Raw genomic sequence first — 18543 nt, 5'->3', positions numbered from 1 at the left:
CCAACGAATCGACTCAAGGTAGCTTATACAGGCTTCTTGAGTACCGAAACGTTGCGTGATTGAAAGTATTGATTGTTGTTCCATAATCATAATATAACCAATTTTTGCCATATTCTAGGAAATCGCCCCTTGAGGGGACTTTAGGGGTGTTTTTAATGTAACTAATTGAAAATCAATGACTATTAAATTAACGTTATTTTAAAGTCTGACAATCAGCTATTTAGTTGTTTTTCGTAAGGGTGCTATGTCATCCGAATACTATGAGGGTAAATATATTTTAAACGTATAGCGTAACTATTGAGGAGGAATCCCATCCTTATGAGATGTCTCGTCGCTCTCATGCTTCGCTTAGTCGACATGACAAGCTTTTGAAAATCATTGATTTAATGATGAAACTGTTTTTATTAAAAATCAACAAATTATGTTCTACGTGTCAGGTTGAGCCTTTTGACTGTGTAAGGTGACACAAGCGACGACATTGGTAGATTTGGTGCTTAAAATGAACGTCGCTCATGTTAATTTATCAGCCTGTAAAATAGCTTAAAACACCAATTACTAACAGAACTAGAATTACTGATAAGACAACATCTATTTTATCATAACTGTTTTTATTAGCGACTTTCTGCTCATCGGTAAGTGTTCCAAACGCAAGTCCTTTAATAAGGCTGTAATCAGGTGCTGTAGTTGCTAAACTAACCGAAATACAAAGTATCACCGAGAAAACAAACATGAATATGGCCATGTGAGCAAAATTAATAGTCGCAAAACCATAAATAAAACCATCTATACTTTCTCCAGCGGCTATCTGTGGTTGATAATAAATTTCTGAGCCTAATCGAATGACCAATAAAGCCAATCCAGCTAACAGTGTTGTAATTGCTGCTGTAGAGTTTACTCGTTTCCAGATAATACCAAGTAAGAAGACGGCAGTAACTGGTGGTGCTATATACGATTGTACGTTTTGAAGGTACTGATACATCACACCACCTCCGATTTTTTCCATAATTGGAATCCAAATAATCCCTAATATTACAATAAATCCTGTAGCAATCTTACCAGTAGTAAGTAAGGATTTTTCAGATTTTTCAGGTTTCAGCTTTTTATATATATCGATAGTGAATATGGTAGAACAGGAGTTAAATACTGATGCTAAAGAACTCATTAATGCAGCCATTAAGCCACCAGCAACCAATCCTTTTAAACCAACAGGTAATAATGTTTTTACTAACATAGGAAATGCTCTATCCGCTTTTTCAACAGAAAAAACTTCCGGGTTTTGAATTGATAATGCAAAAGCAATAATTCCAGGTACTAAAAAGATTAAAATTGGTAATAATTTTAAGTAAGCACCAAAAATAGCGCCCCTTCTTCCTATTTTAATATTATTAGCAGCTAATGTTCTTTGTACGATATACTGGTCTGTACACCAATACCAAATACCTACAATGGTACCTCCAATTAATAATCCTGTCCAAGGAAAATCTGGGTCATTCATTGGTCGCCACATATTGAAATGATCTGGGCTTACAGCTGTAACAGTTTCTCTTAGTTGAGCCCATCCTCCAACTTCCTGTAATCCTAGGTAAGTAATGATTATAGAACCTAAGATTAAGATAACGGTTTGTAAGGTTTCTGTATATATTACAGCTTTCATGCCTCCTACAACGGTGTAAATTCCAGTAAACACGACAATGCCTATAGCACCGTACCAAAAGGGAATACCCAGTAATTCTGAAACAACAATACCACCAGCATATATAGTTACAGATACTTTAGTAAGTACGTAAGCAACTAAAGAGAATAAAGATAAAAACCATCTGGATCGTGAATCGAAACGTTTTTCTAAAAATTCAGGCATTGTAAAGGCGCCACTTCTAATGTAAAATGGCAAAAACAGCCAGCCTAGTAATAATACAATCCAAGCATGAAGTTCGTAATGTGCCATAGGTGTTCCAGATTCAAAACCTGTTCCAGCTAGACCTACAACGTGCTCAGATCCGATATTAGAAGCAAAAATAGAAGCTCCAATAACGAACCATCCTACATTTCGTCCTGCCAAAAAATAATCCTCGGTATTCTTGTTCTTTTGTAACACGACCCATACGGCTACAGCAACAAGAGCTAGGAAATAAATTCCTAACACGACCCAGTCTAAATTTTCCAGTACCGATTGCGTGGCTAAAAAATTATTCCTCATAGTTTATGATTTTATTGGTTATATATATTGATTAATAATATTCTCAAACAATTCTTGTTTTCCACTTTTTAAAGGTAACTCACCATTTTCTTGAGCTATTTTATACAAGTCTTCCAGGTTTAAATTTCCTTTTTCAAACTCTAATCCTTTACCAGAATCGAAAGAACTATAGCGTTCTGTTCTCAATGTCTCATAAGGAGAAGAAGTCATGATTTTGTCGGCAATTAATAAGGCTCTGGCAAACGTATCGGCTCCACCAATATGCGCATGGAAAACATCATCTAAGTCTGTTGAGTTTCTTCTTATTTTTGCATCAAAATTAACACCACCGCCTTGTAAACCACCAGCTTTTAAGAATACTAACATAGCTTCTGTTGTTTCTTGGATGTTGTTAGGAAATTGATCTGTATCCCAGCCATTTTGGTAATCTCCGCGGTTTGCATCTAAACTTCCTAGCATACCTGCTTTTGCAGCAACTTCCAATTCGTGTTGGAAAGTATGTTGTGCTAAAGTAGCGTGATTAACTTCGATGTTGATTTTAAAATCCTTATCTAAACCGTATTCTTTTAAGAACCCTATCGCTGTAGCAGAATCAAAATCGTATTGATGTTTAGAAGGTTCCATTGGTTTAGGCTCAATAAAAAAGTTTCCTTTAAATCCTTGCGCACGCGCATAATCTTTACACATATTTAAGAAACGTCCCATATGGTCTAATTCACGTCCCATATCTGTATTTAATAAAGACATGTAGCCTTCACGACCTCCCCAGAATACATAATTTTCACCACCTAAAGCAATAGTAGCATCTAAAGCTAATTTAATTTGACCACCAGCTCTGGCTACCACATTAAATTCTGGGTTTGTTGAAGCCCCATTCATATAACGTGGGTTTGAGAAGCAGTTCGCTGTACCCCAAAGTAATTTTGTGTCTGAAACTGTTTGCTTTTCTTTTAAGTAATCTGTAATTGTTAGTAATCTTTTTTCTGACTCTGCAAAAGTGGGACCTTCTTGAATTAAGTCATAATCATGGAAACAGTAGTATCCAAACCCCATTTTAGTTATAAATTCAAAAGCAGCGTCTGCTTTGTCTTTGGCAGCTTGGACAGGATCAGATGATTGATCCCATTCAAAGTTTTGTGTCCCAGGTCCAAAAGGATCAGACCCTTGTCCGCAGAATGTATGCCAATACGCCACAGAAAATTTAAAATGCTCACGCATTGTTTTTCCTGCAACTACTTGATCCGGATTGTAGTATTTGAATGCTAATGGGTTATCAGATTCTTTTCCTTCAAATTTAATTTCGCCAATACCTTTGTAGTACTCTTTGTTTCCTATAGTTGCCATATTATTCTAAAGTATTTTATTTATTGTTTAATATAATTTCTAATTCTTTTTTCCAATCTTGATAAGCCTTTATATAGGGTTCGTTATTTTTTATAGGTACAAAGGTCATTACATGATCATTTTTTGTAATGTTTGCACCGAATTTTTCAAAATCACCATCGGTTAAACCTGCAGCTCTTGCAGCTCCAACAGAGCCTGTGGTATTGTAAATTTCTATCTCATGCCCAATTAAGGTTGCTACTGTATTTGAAAATATTTCTGAACGGAACAAATTGTCATTTCCAGCTCTGATCACATTAATTGTAGCATGGTCATTTTTCATAATATCCATACCATATACAAAGGAAAAAGCAATGCCTTCTAAAGCTGCACGGTATAAATGTCCGTCATGGTGTTTATTGAAATTTAAGTTGCAATAATGAGCTCCAATATTTTTGCTATTTAGCATTCTTTCTGCACCATTTCCAAAAGGAATCGCGCAAACACCATCAGAACCAACGGGAATTTCATTGGCTCTGTTATTCATGTCTTCATACGAATTACTAGCCAGATTATCCTTTAGCCAACGGTATTGAATGCCAGCGCCATTGATACATAATAATTTTCCTAGAGTAGGATTTTCTTTTGTATAGTTTACATGTGCAAAATGATTGATTCTCGAAGCTTCTTTTGACTTTAATGCGTTTGTAACGGCATAAACAACTCCAGAAGTTCCTCCGGTTGCTGCAACTTCACCGTGGTTAAATACGTTTAGAGACAATGCATTGTTTGGTTGATCGCCAGCTCTATAGTTTACAGAAATTCCAACTGGCAATCCAGTTTCGGCAGCTCCTTTTTCGTTTACGGTTCCCTGATTTGTAAAGTTATCTACAATATCAGGCGTTAATGAAGGATCAATTCCGTAATGCTCCAATAAGAAGGTTGCTAATGAATCATTTTTATAGTCCCAGAGAATGCCTTCAGATAAACCATTTTTTGTAGTGTTTATAACACCAGTTAATTTGTAAGCAATAAAATCTCCAGGTAACATATACTTGTAGATTTTTGAATACAATTCTGGTTCATTTTCACGAACCCATTTTAATTTAGATGCCGTAAAATTTCCAGGGGAATTTAATAGTTTATCAGAGCAGAGGTTATGTCCTAAAGCATCGAATGCCTTATTTCCAATATCAATAGCTCTACTGTCGCACCAAATAATAGAATTGCGTAAAGCAGTTCCTTGTTTGTCAACAACAACCAGACCGTGCATTTGGTAAGAAATTCCAATACCAGAAATTAGAGAAGCGTCGATATTAGCTTCTTTAATAACTCTTTTTGTAGCAATGCATACATAATTCCACCACACGTTTGGATCTTGTTCTGCCCAATCTGAATGAATGGCTATAATTTCCATTTCGTTTTGTGGTTCATGCAATGTTGATAATTTTTCTCCTGTTTCTGCATTTACAATCGCAACTTTCACAGAAGAGCTTCCTAAGTCATACCCTATATAATACATGTTACAATGATTCTCTTAATGTTAAATTAGTAGGTATATAAATCTGCATAGGTTCATCTTTGTAAATAAATTCAGCAGCTTTTTGCCCTAAAGCTTCAAAGTTGGTTGAAATAACAGAGATGCCTTTATAAATAAATTTTTTCATGGGGGTTTCGTTGTATGATAAGAACCCTACATCTACTCCAGGTTCCAAATCATTACTACGACATTGTTCTAAAAATGTTCCTAAAAAACGATCACTAACACTTATATAAGCAATATGTTTTTCAATATTGAAATTTTTTACATCTGTGACTACTTTATATTTAAATTGAAAGTCGTTACAATATCTCTCAAAATGGGAAATGGCTTCTACTGGGTGGAAAGTAAATTTAGGATATACAAAATGAATCTCTTTATATTTTTTGAATGATTCCCGAGCGTCTTTTAATGCATTAAAAAAGGCATCACCAAAATTTTGACATACATAATTGTTGCTAGCTTTAGAATGTATATTCCAGTCTATTAAAAGCAGCTTTTCGTTTCTAAACCCATCCAAAACAGAAGAGATTGCTTCATTGTCAAAACCCATAACAACATACTTATAATATTTTCCTTTACTATTATTTAATATGGTTTTGAAATTTTCGATATTGTAATGATGAAATTGTACATCTGTAATGACATTATCTGGTAAATTATTTATAAATGAATGATACAAAACTTCTTTATAAGCCTTAAATGTATCTAACACTAAAAGTACTTTTCTAGTAACATTTGCAACATAATACCCCTTGTTAGGAACTGAGTCTATTACGCCTTGTTCTTTTAATATGGTATAGGATTTAAAAACGGTATCTCTTGATAGTTTATATTCTTTACAAATACTATTTACCGAAGGTAACATGTCTCCAACAAGCATAGTGTTGTTTGCTAAGGCATCATTTATGGTATTGATTAATTGCTGGTATTTAGGAATATCGCTATTAATATCAATATTAAAAATAAGTTTGTTTTTCATGTATAACCTATACTGTTCTGTTCTGGTTTGTAAATATATAAAAAATAACAATTTTAATTTAGCATATTTAACAAATATTTTACAGCATTTTAAGTTTGATCCTGTTAAAAAGGTGTTTAAAAAAGTATGATACTAATGATGGCTTCAAAATAATGAGTTTCAGTAATTAGCAAGATTAAAGCCTGAAAATGGATAACTATTATCTGGAGGTGAAAACGGTTTTAATATGTTTTACCTTGAAGAAATTAGAGGTAGAATATTTTGAAAAAAAAACAGATGAATTACAAAGGATCATTATACTTGAAGTTTAAAGAGATAACTGGATTATCTTCAAGTAAATTTATTCGAAATATTCGTTTAAAAGGAGCTGTTTAGCTTTTTAAAAAAAGTGATTTTTCAGTTAAAGAAATTATACATATGATTGGTTTAATATGGCTTTATATTTTGCAAAATGTATCAAAAAACAGTTTGGAGTTATACCTAGCGAATATGTTGTCAAAATTTAAGTAATACCAATTCTCATTTGAAATAACCGTAATAAAACACCCTTTTTCGCCTTCTACTTCAATAGAAAAAGAAACCGTAACTGAGGCTATGCTTTATTTTTATATTTTGTATAAAGCAAAAAATCATTATTTTATTTTACAGTAATTTCAAACAAGAAATGATATAACAAGACTGGTAAATAATAAAAAGAGGCTATCTAAAAAGTGTCATTCTGAATGGAATGAAGAACCTCTTTAAAATATATGACCCTGATTATGAGTGAAATAAGATTCTTCGCGTTGCTCTGAATGACAAGATTAACCACTTTTCAGACAGCCTCTTTAAATCAATTAAAAATGGATTTGCTATTAATTCCCCAATTTAAATACCTTTTCTAGGGCAATCCATTTTTCTCCATCTTTTGCCCAAGGTAATTCTTGTTGGTAATTCCACATGAGATTTTCCCACTCTTGTACTTTAGGGTTGTTGGCATCCATTACAGATTTCTTAACAGGATCGAAAGTTTCATCAACTTCCATAATCATAAACATTCTGTTTCCTGTTAAGTAAATTTCCATATCAACAATACCCGCATCTTTTATACTTTTTGTTATTTCTGGCCATGCATTTCCTGCTGCATGATATTCTTTGTATTCAGCTATAAGTTTAGGATTATCCTTTAAATCACATGAATAACAAAATCTTTTAGTACTCATCATTTTAAAATTTAAGATTTTTTAGTTACTCTATAAGCGTAAATTCCATAAAGTGCTACAAATAGAAGGCATATCATTGGTAGTATAAACGAAAAATGAATTTCTGTAATCCCACCAGATACAACATCGCCAAAAACTTCTTCATCATTTACTGTATCTCCAAAATCCATTATGGCAGCTTGAATTTTAGGTAAAAAAGCACCTCCTACTATAGCCATTATTAATCCAGATGACGCTAGTTTTACTTCTTCTCCCATATCTTTAAGTGCCAGACCATATATGGTTGGGAACATAATAGACATAAAAACAGAAACTAATACTAAACAAATTAAACTTGTTAATCCAGTTGTCATTATAACTCCAATACATAAAGCAGCTCCAGCAATAGCAAAATAAGTTAGCATTTTTGCGGGGTTTATTTTTTTCATTAAAGCTGTACCTACAAATCTTGTTGATACAAATAGAATCATAGCTGCAATATTCCAAAAAGTACCATCAATTTTATCAGCTTCATTATAGCCTTCATTGATATATTCAACTAATTGAAAAATTGCTGTCCAGCACATGATTTGCGCACCAACGTAAAACATTTGAGCAATAACTCCAGCTAGATAGGTTTTACTTTTAAAAATTCTATTAACAGATTCTTTAATAGATAAGTTTTCTCCCATAGTCATAGAAGGTATTTTAGTTTTCAAAATAATAAAGAAAACCAAAGCAACAAATAGACCCACAGCTATATAAGGTGTACTAATAATATCTAAATCATGCGCCTTTATTTCGGCAGCTTTCTCAGCACCAAGGGCGACAATTTCTGAACTATCATCATAATCTGCCGATAAAATTCTGTCAAGTACTACAAACTTTGCAATCATCATTCCTGTTAGTGACCCTATAGGGTTAAAAGATTGAGCAAGATTCAATCGTTGTGTAGCAGTTGATGAGTCTCCCATTGATAATATAAGTGGATTGGATGTTGTTTCAAGAAATCCAAGTCCACATGTAATGACAAAAAGAGAAATTAAAAAATACGTATAACTTCCTTCAAGTGCGGCTGGGTAGAAAAGTACGGCTCCAATTGCATATAGTGCAAGGCCAAGTAAAATACCAGATTTGTAACTAAACTTTCTTATAAAAAGAGCAGCTGGAATAGCCATAACACCATAGCCAAAATAAAATGCAAATTGTACATTATAGGCTTCTTTATTAGAAAGAATCATAACCTTTTTAAAAGCAGCTACCATAGGGTTCGTTAAATCGTTTGCAAATCCCCAAAGGGCAAAGATTGATGTTGCTGCTATAAATGGAACCAATAGCTCTTTTGGAACCACGGGTATATTCTTAAGTTTGCTCATTATTATCGTTTTTAGTTAATGTATAAATTTATATCTTGGTAAATTCAAAAAATGGTTGTTTTGTTTTAAATCGTATAACAAATGATTTATTCTGTTAATAAAGAACGATCTAAATGGACATATCCGCCATCAACGGTTATAAATTGCCCAGTGGTATGTGATGATCTTTTAGAAATTGTAAACAGACAGGTATCTGCTATTTCCTCTGGAGTTGTCATTCTATTTTCTAAAGGAATTTTTTTGACGATTGATTTTAATTTTTCTTCACCATTTTCAAGTTTTTTTATCCAATTATCGTAAGCAGGAGTCCAGCTTTCTGCAATAATAATGGCATTAACTCTAATTTGATGTTTAATTAAATCCACAGCCCATTCGCGAGTTAACCCTAGTACACCGCCTTTAGATGCCGCATAACCAGATGTTCCACCTTGTCCAGTTAATCCTACCTTAGACCCTATGTTAAGAATGTTTCCTTTTGATTTTTTTAATAGAGGCAAAGCATGTTTTACGACTAAAAAATAGCTTACCATATTAAGCTTTAATGAGTTCATGAAATCTTCGTAAGAAGCATCTAATCCAGCACCATCATTTACGCCTACATTGTTAATTACTATATCTATTTTACCATATTTTTCTGAAATAGTATCCATGGCATTTTTAATTTGATCAGGATTGGTAACATCGGTCTGACAAAATATGGCATCAATACCTCTTTTTTGTAATTTTTCAACATAACCAAAACCTCTGGCATTTCTATCTATAATAGCAGGTATAGCGCCTTCATCTGCTAGTTTTTGTAAAATGGTTTCCCCAATACTGCCTTCAATGCCTGCAGCTCCTGATATAACAACTACTTTTTCTTTTAATCCTAAATCCATTTTTATATTTTTTATTATTTTAAACTGTAAAATTTAATAGCATTATTTCCCATAATAGCATTTTGTTCTGTAAAACTCATTTTTGATATAAACTCCGTTATTAATGCTTTTACTCTTTTATAATTCCCTGCTACTAAACAAACGGGCCAATCCGACCCAAACATAGTTCTTTCAGCTCCAAAAACTTCCAAAATTAAATTCATATAGGGGTGTATTTGAGCAGGTGTCCATGTATTAAAATCGGCTTCTGTAATCATCCCGGATAACTTACAATATACATTTTTATGTTTTCCAATTTCTTTCATTAAGACGGCCCACCCGTCATAAAAACCATCTTTTATGTAGGGTTTTGCTATGTGATCAATAACAAATTTCTGATTAGGGAATCGTTTTACAAGCTCTAAAACAGCTCCTAATTGATGAGGAAACACTAAAATGTCATATGTATAGTTGTACTTTTCTAAAATTGAAATTCCTTTTAAAAAATTAGGACGTAATAAAAAATTAGGATCCTCTTCACCTTGGACTACGTGTCGAAAACCTTTTAGTTTTTCCTGTTCTTTGTATGTATTTAAAACTGTTTCTAGATTGTCTGCTCTTAAATCGATCCAGCCAACAATGCCTTTAATGAAATTATTTTTAGAAGCCAAATCTAATAAGAAATCTGTTTCAACAAGTGTTTGATCTGCTTGTACAGCTACACAGCCATCAATACCATTCTCAGCGTATACTTTTTTTAAGTCATCAGGTAAAAAATCTTTACGAATTACAGACATACTATCGTCAATCCATTCGTGTTTCACTGGTTCATAATTCCAAAAATGCTGATGAGAATCTATGTTCATTTTTATGCTGATATTTTTATTTTAATTACTGTAGCTTTTTCATCTACTATTTTTGAAGGTAGTTTAATTTTTAAACCTTCTTTTATATCTATAGACCATTCTGTTTTTTCATCATTTCCAAGAATAGAGACAGATTCTATTCTAACAGTATCTTTGATGTTTTTCTTTGCAAAAGACGTCAATAAAATTTCTTTATTAGGGACTGTTGCTCCCATAATAATACCATAAATATTATAATCTTTCGTAGTATAACGAATATCTTTATTACAATACTTTATTTTATGAAAGGCTTTATGATTTCCAAAATGTCCTTCGGGTTCTTTTGTAGGTCCTTCTCCAAAAGTATACCAGGCTTCAGTTCCATAAATAGCTTCTCCGTATTTTTCCAACCAAGCCCCCATTTCCAGTAAGCATTTCTCTTGGTTTTTCGGAATAATTCCATTTGCCATAGGAGAAACATTTAGTAGTAAAACACCATTTTTACTAACAATATCTATCAACATGTGTAAAATATCGGTTGAAGATTTTACTTTCAGATTGTCTTTATAAGACCAGCTTTCGTTACTAATAGTAGCATCAGTCATCCAGGTTTTGGTTCCAATAACGTTTTTACGAGATTTCTCCAGATCCATAACACTCATAGACAAAGGTAGATCGTGTTGTTTTCTAACAATTACGACATCTTTATCTAGTTTCTCAGCTTCATTTAAATAATAAGCTGCAAACTCTTTTCTATAATTTTCTGGAATGGCGTCCAACATAAAATCAAACCAAATAATGTCTGGTTGGTACTTATCAATAACTTCTTTTAATTTTCCTAACCAAATTTCTTTATTCCATTTTTCTTCAGGAATATTACCATACAGATAAGCTAATTCTGGATCTTTAGATGTTGGAGGCATACCTTCTATATATGGATAATGGCTTCTCCAATTTGCTTGGTTCAATTCTGTGTTTCTTTGTAGATTTCTTGCATGATGAAAGGCTGTTATAAACTTCATGCCTTTTGATGAAATAGCTTTTTTTAGTTCTCCTGTTAAATCTCGCTTAGGACCTTTATCCATAGAGTTCCAAGGTGTTTTTTCACTATCCCACATGGCAAAACCATCGTGATGTTCTGCTACAGGACCTGCAAATTTTGCACCTGCTTTTTTAAATAACATTGCCCATTTTTCTGGATCAAACTTTTCAGCCTTAAACATTGGTACAAAGTCATGGTATCCAAATTTAGACGGGTGTCCATATTTTTCAACATGATGTTTGTAAACATCGTGTTTTTCTAAATGCATGTATCTAGGATACCACTCATCATGATACGCAGGTACAGAATAGATTCCCCAATGAAAATAAATCCCCAATTTGGCTTCTTTAAACCAATTTGGAGCTTCGTTATGTTTTCCTAAAGAAGTCCAATCATCTTTATATGTTTCTTCCTTTAAAACTACAGTCTCTTTTTTTTCATCTTTGGCCATACAACTAACTAAAGAAATAATAAAAAGAAAAGCTAAAACTTTTAAATAAGAAACTTTCATATCTTTATGATTAAATAAGGTTGTTTCATTTTACAAAGTGCTTAATGTTTGTTTCATACCATTTGTAATGATGTTCTCTAAATGATTTGTTACTCTATTTAGAAGACCATCAAATTGCGTTAAATCGGTTCCCCAAAAATCTGTATTAGATAAGGTCGCTTTTGTTATTCTAGGGATGTCTCCAGTTGCCCATTGCGAAGCAAAGAAATCCAATACAAATTGATCATCCTTTAAGGTAATAGCTTCATTCTCTCTATAACCCCTATAAAAGGCAATTAATGAAGCTAGTGAGAACAACAATCTATTTGGTAATTCATTTTTTCTTTTGATATATTCTAGCAATGAAGGCAACACCCTTGTTTTGTATTTAGACGTTGAATTCAATGAAATACTAATCAATGCATGTTCCAAATAAGGATTTCTAAAACGATCTAATACGTCATTAGAAAATTGATCTAACTCTTCTTTAGAAAGGTCTAAAGTAGGGCAGATTTCCTTAAAAATAGTATCTTTTAAGAAACCACCAACCACATCATCTTCTAAAGACTCACGTACTTTATCAATACCGTATAAATATCCAACAGGGACCAAGGTTGTGTGCGCACCGTTTAAGATCCTTACTTTACGCGTTCTGTAAGGTTCCATATTGTCTGTAAACACAATATTTAAACCACAAACTTCAGCAGGAATCTCTTCTTTTACAGAAGCAGGCCCTTCGATAACCCATAAATGAAATTGCTCACCTTCAACAACTAAATTGTCTTTATAGCCTAATTCTTTAGTAATGGCATCCATTTTATCTTTAGGATATCCTGGAACAATTCTATCGACTAAAGTATTACAGAAAATATTGTCTTCATTAATCCATTCTACAAAAGCATCACCCAAATTCCAGTTGGCAGCATATTTCAGAATAATTCGCTTTAAATTATCGCCGTTTTTGTCGATTAATTCACAGGGAATTACAATCATACCTTTGTCTGAAGCACCACCAAAAGTTTGAAATCTTTTATATAATAATGCTGTTAATTTGCCAGGATAGCTGGATTGTGGTGTGTCTTTTAATGTATCGTCGGGATTATAAGCAATTCCAGCCTCAGTGGTGTTAGAAATTACAAAACGTAAGTCTGGATTTTCAGCATTTGCTAAATATTCTATGTAGTTTTCGTAAGGATTGATACCTCTTTGTATACAATCGATAATTTCATGTTCACTAATGGCTTGTCCATTTTTTATACCATTCAGATACAATGTGTACAATCCATCTTGATCGTTCAACATTTTAATTAAACCTTGATCAATAGGTTGTACAGCTACAACACCTGCATCAAAGTTTGCTTTTTTATTCATTTCATGAATCATCCAGTTTGCAAAGGCTCTTAAAAAGTTACCTTCTCCAAATTGTATAATGCGCTCTGTATAAGTTTTTACAGTAGCTGTATGTCTATTTAATTCTTGCATTAATTTTTAATTTTTGTTTTTTTTTGTTGACTGTAAAAAGATTCTAAGATGACAATTCCAATTATGATATTAAATATGTTTTTTATAATTATAAAGAAACCCCTCGCTTCCAAGGAATGAAATCGTTATTGCCATGTAGCACTGCTTTTGAAGCCACTTCACCGCTGGCGACTTTTATAATGTGATCTAATATTTTTTCACCCATAGATTCAATAGTATCTTCCCCGCTAATCACAGTTCCTGCGTTGATATCTATAATATCATTCATTCGTTCATATAAATATGTGTTACTAGACATTTTCAGAACTGGCGTTATGGGGTTACCAGTAGGTGTTCCAAGCCCTGTTGTAAATACCACAATATTACATCCAGAACCTACTAAACCAGTGGTAGACTCTACATCATTTCCTGGGGTGCATAATAAGTTTAAGCCTGGTTTTGTTACTTGCTCGGTATAATCTAAAACCTGGGTTACTGGAGATGTACCTCCTTTTTTAGCAGCTCCTGCCGATTTCATAGCGTCTGTAATTAAACCGTCTTTTATGTTTCCTGGCGAAGGATTGTTTTCAAATCCAGAACCTACCGCTACTGCAGCAGCAGAATAAGCTCTCATTAAATCATAGAATTTCTTTGAGTCTTCTTCTGTCTCGCAGCGATTGATGATTTCTTGTTCTACACCATTCAATTCTGGGAATTCAGATAGTACTGGGCTTCCTCCGAGTGCTACTAATAAATCGGATGCATAGCCTAAAGCTGGATTCGCAGAAATTCCTGAAAACCCATCTGAACCCCCACATTCTAAACCTAGTACTAATTTATTTAGAGGAGCAGGTTGTCTTGTAATTTTATTAGCTTCAATAAGCCCTAAAAATGTGTGTTTAACAGCTTCTTCAATTAATTGTCGCTCGCTCTCACTTCTTTGTTGTTCTAAATAGTGAACTGGTTTATCTAAGTTAGGATCAATAGCATCCAATGCGTTCTGTAGCATTTCTATCTGTGCATTCTGGCACCCTAAGCTAAAAATAGTTGCTCCCGCTACATTCGGGTTTGAAATATATCCTGCCAGTAATTTACATAGCGTTTCAGAATCTTGGCGGATGCCACCACAACCACCATCGTGTTTTAAGAACTTAATACCATCTACATTAGGAAAGGTTCGATTTTTTGTCATTTCTTCCTTAGTCGTGATAATAGGGGTATTTAGAATAGCATCTTTTGATGCACCGGCTTTGTATTGTTTGATTAAAGCATCTGTGTCTACAGCAAAATCTTTTTTTGTTTCGTATCCTAATTTTTCAGAAAGTGCTCCTTCTAAAACATCAACGTTTCTATTTTCACAAAATGTTAATGGAATTACTAACCAATAGTTTCCTGTGCCTACTTTACCATCTTTTCTGTGATAACCATTAAATGTTCTTCCTTCAAATTTTGAAACATCTGGAGCAGACCATGTAAATTTTTCTTTGGAGTCTTGAAACTCGGCAGAGGCATGTTTAACATTATCAATAGTAATAGCACAACCAGCTTGAATGGGCTCTATGGCTTTCCCGATGAGCACGCCATACATGAAAATTTCATCACCTACAGCAAAATCATTTAAGGCAAACTTGTGTTTTTGTTTTATATTTTCTTTTAAGATAATATCTGTACCTTGAATTGTAGTTGTTGTTCCTTTTTCAAGAGGTGTAATGGCTACAATAATGTTGTCTTTAGGATCTATTTGGACGTAATTCTTAGACATCTATATTTTAATTAAAATTTACTGTCGCTTTAATAACGCCAGTTTCTGGGTTTAACCAACTATCAAAATTGTCTATCATTTCTGTAAATGGAACAGTGTGCGTAATGAAAGAGTCTGTTGGAAATTGATCTAGAACACTTATTACATGTTCAAAATCTTCTGTAGTTGCATTTCTACTACACATTAATGTTATTTCTTTAGCATGAATTGCTGGATGTGTATACGTTAATTCACCTTTGGATAAACCTACTAGTACAAATCTACCACCATGAGCCATATAATTTGGACCTGCTTCTAAAGCACCTTTATGACCCGATGCATCAAATACTGCGGTTGCCATATCGCCATTAGTGATTTCTGAGATTTGCTTTACAGGATCATTACCTACATTTACAGTGTAGTCAACACCAATTTTGTCTTTGGCATATTGTAATCGATCATCATTTAAATCTAAAGCAATGACTTTTGCTCCTGCAATTTGTGCTAATTTCATGATGCCAATCCCTATAGGGCCGCAACCTACAACCACAACAAATTCGTCCTTTTTAATATCTGCTCTTCTAACTGCATGTGCACCAATTGCTAAAGGTTCTACAATAGCCATCTCATCATTAGAAAGGTTATTTGCAGGAAGTAAAATATTTGTAGGTACAGTTATTTGCTCTTGCATACCACCATCACCATGTACCCCAAGTACTGTAATATTGGTACAACAATTGGTTTTACCATTTCTACAAGCAATACATTTTCCACAACTAACGTAAGGCATAACAACTACTTTATCTCCAGCTTTTATTCCTTGAGGATTGTCTCCTATTTCTAGAACTTCAGAAGCCAATTCGTGCCCTAAAATTCTTGGGTAAGTAAAAAAGGCTTGATTTCCAGAGTATGCATGCAGATCCGTTCCACATATACCAACTTTATTTATTTGTAATAAAGCTTCATTTTCTTTTCTAACTGGAGCTTCTTTTTCTTTTAAAAGAAATTCTCCTGGCTTTTCGCAAACAATGTATTTCATAAAAATGTATATTAAGAATACAAAATTAGCCCCATTTTTAAGCTAAATCTACCTCATAGAAGGCATTTTATGATACTTTAATTGCATTAAAAAAAATATTTAAGCTATTATTGTATAATAAAATCAATAAACAGCGGTGTGTATGAAACTTCATTTTATAGATAGAAGTGACTTAAAAAATAATACATTTAGTGTTACGCATCATAATTATCCATATTTTTTAAAAATTTGGCATCATCACAGAGAACTGGAATTAGTGCTCTCTATAAAAAGTAAAGGAACTCGATTTGTAGGCGATAGCATTCTTAAATTTGATGAGGGAGATTTAGTGCTCATAGGTAAAGACTTGCCGCATATGTGGTTAAATGATGACGAGTATTTCGAGGCCTCGTCTAAACTTAAAGCAGAAGCGGTTGCTATTCATTTTAAACAAGATTTTCTTGGAAAGGCATTTTTTAATATTAGTGAAATGAAACCAATTTCAGATTTAATAGAGAGATCTAAATATGGTATAAAATTCCTGAATATTAGTCTAGAGTTAGTACATAAAATAAAAACGATTTCTAGTCTTAATGGATTTAATAGAATTATAAGTTTTATTGATGTTTTAAACGATTTGGCGCGTTGTGAAACCTATGAGTTATTAGCTAGTAAAGGATTTATAAATTCTTTTAATAAAGGAGGTCATAGGAACTTAGATAAAGCTTACGAGTATATATTTAATAATTTTAAAGAACAGATTACACTTATTGATATTGCAAAAATAGCTTGTATGAATCCATCATCGTTTAGTAGGCTTTTTAAAAAGGTAAACGGTAAATCATTTTCAGAATACTTGAATGAAGTTAGAATTGGTTATGCTTGTAAGCTTTTAATGGAGAGAAATAAAAACATTTCTAAAGTATGTTATGAGTCTGGTTTTAATAATATTTCTAATTTTAATAGAAGATTTAAAGCGCTTATGTCAATGTCTCCCAAGGTTTACATCCAGCATTATAAGAAAGTGAAGTATTAATAATCTATTGACTTATTAAAATGAATTCTGTGTTTTATTACCTTTAATATACTATTGAACAATTTGAAGATTAAAATATACTAAACTTTGTAAAAGAACTACCAAAAGATGATATATCTAGTGCCTATTTAGCTAAATATAAATGGCAAGATGGATTTAAGTCTTCAAAATGTAAAGGAAAAAACTTTAAGAAACTTCATATTAAAATACATCATGAGAAGTCTTGGCTAAGAACAATACCAACTCACGTAAGTAAAGATCATATTCAAAAATACTTTGCTGAGTTTGCTTACAGAATCAATAGATCACAATGAAAGAAAACTATTTGGTATAATATTATTATGAAAATGTTAAATCATAAACCAATTACTCAAAAACAAATAGTATGGAAACTAAATTAATAACTCAATAATTTTTTATGTTTGAATGTAATAAATGTTTATAAAAACCAAAAAGATGTCTGAAAAAAAATCGATTACAATAGTATTGTTTTTACTTATTTTATCCTGTAAAGGGTATAAGCAAGGTAGTTCTGAACCTCAAAAATTATGGAGGCAGGTTGCTGCATCCGATAATTCAGCACCTATTGCAAGACATGAAGCTGCGTTTGTAAATGTAGGAGATACATTTTATTTACTAGGAGGAAGAGGTATAAGGTCTGTTAGTATTTTCAATACTAAAACCCAAAAATGGACTTTAGGAAAAAAACCACCCATAGAGTTTCATCATTTTCAACCTATTGTTTATCAGGGGAATATATATATTATCGGTGCATTAACAGGCAAGTACCCTACAGAAACACCAGTAGAGCATGTCTATATTTATAATACAAATAATGACACTTGGATAAAAGGTGATCCGATTCCTAAAAATAGGTTAAGAGGCTCTACAGGAAATATTATTAAAGAAGAAGTGGTTTATATATCGTGTGGAATTAGTAATGGTCATATAGGTGGACATAAAAAATGGTTAGACAGTTATAACTTAAAAACAGGGGTATGGCAGGTACTTCCAGATGCGCCAAGAGCAAGAGATCATTTTCAAGCCGTAGAAAATGATGATAAAATTTATGTGCTAGCAGGACGGTTATCAAAAGCACCAGACGCTACATTTAAAGAAACCATTGCAGAGGTAGATGTTTATGACATAAAGAAGAAAGCTTGGACAACCTTAGAAAAAGGGATTCCAACCAAACGTGCTGGAAATATAGCTTTGCTATACAACGATGATGTTTTGGTAATTGGAGGGGAATCCATAAATCAGGCGACAGCGCATAGCGAGGTTGAGGCTTTAAATACCAAAAATTATACGTGGAGAAATTACCCTCCTTTAATACAAGGGAGACATGGTACTGGAGCTGTATTATTTAATAATGAAATATACATTGCTTCGGGTTGTGGTAACAGAGGAGGTTCTCCAGAGTTAAATACCATGGAAAAATATTAAAATACTTT

14 protein-coding genes and 1 pseudogene are annotated in these 18543 nt (G+C 33.0%); 3 read left to right on the top strand and 12 right to left on the bottom strand.

All coding sequences use genetic code 11. The features are described 5' to 3' along the window. Positions 1 to 523: 523 nt before the first annotated feature. The 12 genes from EM932_RS10660 to EM932_RS10605 all read right to left on the bottom strand — a co-directional run bounded on the left by EM932_RS10660 (position 524) and on the right by EM932_RS10605 (position 16074). Positions 524 to 2197 (bottom strand): sodium:solute symporter, encoded by a 1674-nt coding sequence (locus tag EM932_RS10660; RefSeq protein ID WP_135877172.1) that lies wholly within the window; start codon positions 2195 to 2197, stop codon positions 524 to 526. A gap of 18 nt (positions 2198 to 2215) precedes the next feature. Further along, on the bottom strand, positions 2216 to 3541 hold the full coding sequence (xylA, locus tag EM932_RS10655) for a xylose isomerase (protein WP_135877171.1): 1326 nt from the start codon (positions 3539 to 3541) through the stop codon (positions 2216 to 2218). A gap of 16 nt (positions 3542 to 3557) precedes the next feature. Beyond that, a complete protein-coding gene (locus EM932_RS10650; protein WP_135877170.1) occupies positions 3558 to 5042 on the bottom strand; it encodes a xylulokinase in 1485 nt (494 codons plus the stop codon). Between the two features lies 1 nt (position 5043). Continuing rightward, complete coding sequence (locus EM932_RS10645) at positions 5044 to 6042, bottom strand: GntR family transcriptional regulator (protein ID WP_135877169.1); 999 nt, start codon at positions 6040 to 6042, stop codon at positions 5044 to 5046. Between the two features lie 854 nt (positions 6043 to 6896). After that, entirely contained in the window at positions 6897 to 7244 is a 348-nt protein-coding gene (locus EM932_RS10640) for an L-rhamnose mutarotase (protein WP_135877168.1), read from the bottom strand. Between the two features lie 11 nt (positions 7245 to 7255). Beyond that, the gene (gene fucP, locus EM932_RS10635; RefSeq protein ID WP_135877167.1) at positions 7256 to 8599 is read right to left on the bottom strand and encodes an L-fucose:H+ symporter permease; all 1344 of its coding nucleotides are present in this window, start codon (positions 8597 to 8599) and stop codon (positions 7256 to 7258) included. Positions 8600 to 8685: 86 nt separating this feature from the next. Further along, the gene (locus EM932_RS10630) at positions 8686 to 9477 is read right to left on the bottom strand and encodes an SDR family oxidoreductase (protein WP_135877166.1); all 792 of its coding nucleotides are present in this window, start codon (positions 9475 to 9477) and stop codon (positions 8686 to 8688) included. A gap of 14 nt (positions 9478 to 9491) precedes the next feature. Beyond that, the gene (locus tag EM932_RS10625; RefSeq protein ID WP_135877165.1) at positions 9492 to 10322 is read right to left on the bottom strand and encodes an amidohydrolase family protein; all 831 of its coding nucleotides are present in this window, start codon (positions 10320 to 10322) and stop codon (positions 9492 to 9494) included. A 2-nt stretch (positions 10323 to 10324) separates the two neighbouring features. Next, positions 10325 to 11854: an alpha-L-fucosidase gene (locus tag EM932_RS10620; protein WP_135877164.1), complete on the bottom strand. Its 1530-nt coding sequence runs from the start codon at positions 11852 to 11854 to the stop codon at positions 10325 to 10327. A gap of 30 nt (positions 11855 to 11884) precedes the next feature. Next, positions 11885 to 13315, bottom strand: coding sequence for a tagaturonate reductase (locus tag EM932_RS10615; protein ID WP_135877163.1), 1431 nt, complete (start codon positions 13313 to 13315; stop codon positions 11885 to 11887). Positions 13316 to 13403: 88 nt separating this feature from the next. Further along, positions 13404 to 15056 (bottom strand): UxaA family hydrolase, encoded by a 1653-nt coding sequence (locus tag EM932_RS10610; protein WP_135877162.1) that lies wholly within the window; start codon positions 15054 to 15056, stop codon positions 13404 to 13406. Between the two features lie 7 nt (positions 15057 to 15063). Then, positions 15064 to 16074: a zinc-binding alcohol dehydrogenase family protein gene (locus tag EM932_RS10605; protein WP_135877161.1), complete on the bottom strand. Its 1011-nt coding sequence runs from the start codon at positions 16072 to 16074 to the stop codon at positions 15064 to 15066. Between the two features lie 142 nt (positions 16075 to 16216). On the opposite strand from EM932_RS10605, the gene EM932_RS10600 reads away from it, so the two are divergent. From EM932_RS10600 to EM932_RS10590, 3 genes and pseudogenes are all read left to right on the top strand, one after another. After that, positions 16217 to 17089 (top strand): AraC family transcriptional regulator, encoded by an 873-nt coding sequence (locus EM932_RS10600; protein ID WP_135877160.1) that lies wholly within the window; start codon positions 16217 to 16219, stop codon positions 17087 to 17089. Positions 17090 to 17265: 176 nt separating this feature from the next. Further along, a pseudogene (locus EM932_RS21225) lies at positions 17266 to 17490 on the top strand (IS1595 family transposase); the annotation flags it as partial. A gap of 55 nt (positions 17491 to 17545) precedes the next feature. Next, on the top strand, positions 17546 to 18535 hold the full coding sequence (locus EM932_RS10590) for a Kelch repeat-containing protein (RefSeq protein WP_135877159.1): 990 nt from the start codon (positions 17546 to 17548) through the stop codon (positions 18533 to 18535). Positions 18536 to 18543 lie beyond the last annotated feature (8 nt).

The organism is Flavivirga rizhaonensis, assembly GCF_004791695.1.
Lineage (GTDB): Bacteria > Bacteroidota > Bacteroidia > Flavobacteriales > Flavobacteriaceae > Flavivirga > Flavivirga rizhaonensis.
The sequence above is the reverse complement of the archived record's forward strand: the minus strand, read 5'-3'. Positions and strand labels throughout refer to the sequence as shown.

Excerpts from the sequence above, each read along its gene's own strand:
- EM932_RS10660 (WP_135877172.1), bottom strand. The coding sequence starts at position 2,197 with ATGAGGAATAATTTTTTAGCCACGCAATCGGTACTGGAAAATTTAGAC.
- xylA (WP_135877171.1), bottom strand. The coding sequence starts at position 3,541 with ATGGCAACTATAGGAAACAAAGAGTACTACAAAGGTATTGGCGAAATT.
- EM932_RS10650 (WP_135877170.1), bottom strand. The coding sequence starts at position 5,042 with ATGTATTATATAGGGTATGACTTAGGAAGCTCTTCTGTGAAAGTTGCG.
- EM932_RS10645 (WP_135877169.1), bottom strand. The coding sequence starts at position 6,042 with ATGAAAAACAAACTTATTTTTAATATTGATATTAATAGCGATATTCCT.
- EM932_RS10640 (WP_135877168.1), bottom strand. The coding sequence starts at position 7,244 with ATGAGTACTAAAAGATTTTGTTATTCATGTGATTTAAAGGATAATCCT.
- fucP (WP_135877167.1), bottom strand. The coding sequence starts at position 8,599 with ATGAGCAAACTTAAGAATATACCCGTGGTTCCAAAAGAGCTATTGGTT.
- EM932_RS10630 (WP_135877166.1), bottom strand. The coding sequence starts at position 9,477 with ATGGATTTAGGATTAAAAGAAAAAGTAGTTGTTATATCAGGAGCTGCA.
- EM932_RS10625 (WP_135877165.1), bottom strand. The coding sequence starts at position 10,322 with ATGAACATAGATTCTCATCAGCATTTTTGGAATTATGAACCAGTGAAA.
- EM932_RS10620 (WP_135877164.1), bottom strand. The coding sequence starts at position 11,854 with ATGAAAGTTTCTTATTTAAAAGTTTTAGCTTTTCTTTTTATTATTTCT.
- EM932_RS10615 (WP_135877163.1), bottom strand. The coding sequence starts at position 13,315 with ATGCAAGAATTAAATAGACATACAGCTACTGTAAAAACTTATACAGAG.
- EM932_RS10610 (WP_135877162.1), bottom strand. The coding sequence starts at position 15,056 with ATGTCTAAGAATTACGTCCAAATAGATCCTAAAGACAACATTATTGTA.
- EM932_RS10605 (WP_135877161.1), bottom strand. The coding sequence starts at position 16,074 with ATGAAATACATTGTTTGCGAAAAGCCAGGAGAATTTCTTTTAAAAGAA.
- EM932_RS10600 (WP_135877160.1), top strand. The coding sequence starts at position 16,217 with ATGAAACTTCATTTTATAGATAGAAGTGACTTAAAAAATAATACATTT.
- EM932_RS10590 (WP_135877159.1), top strand. The coding sequence starts at position 17,546 with ATGTCTGAAAAAAAATCGATTACAATAGTATTGTTTTTACTTATTTTA.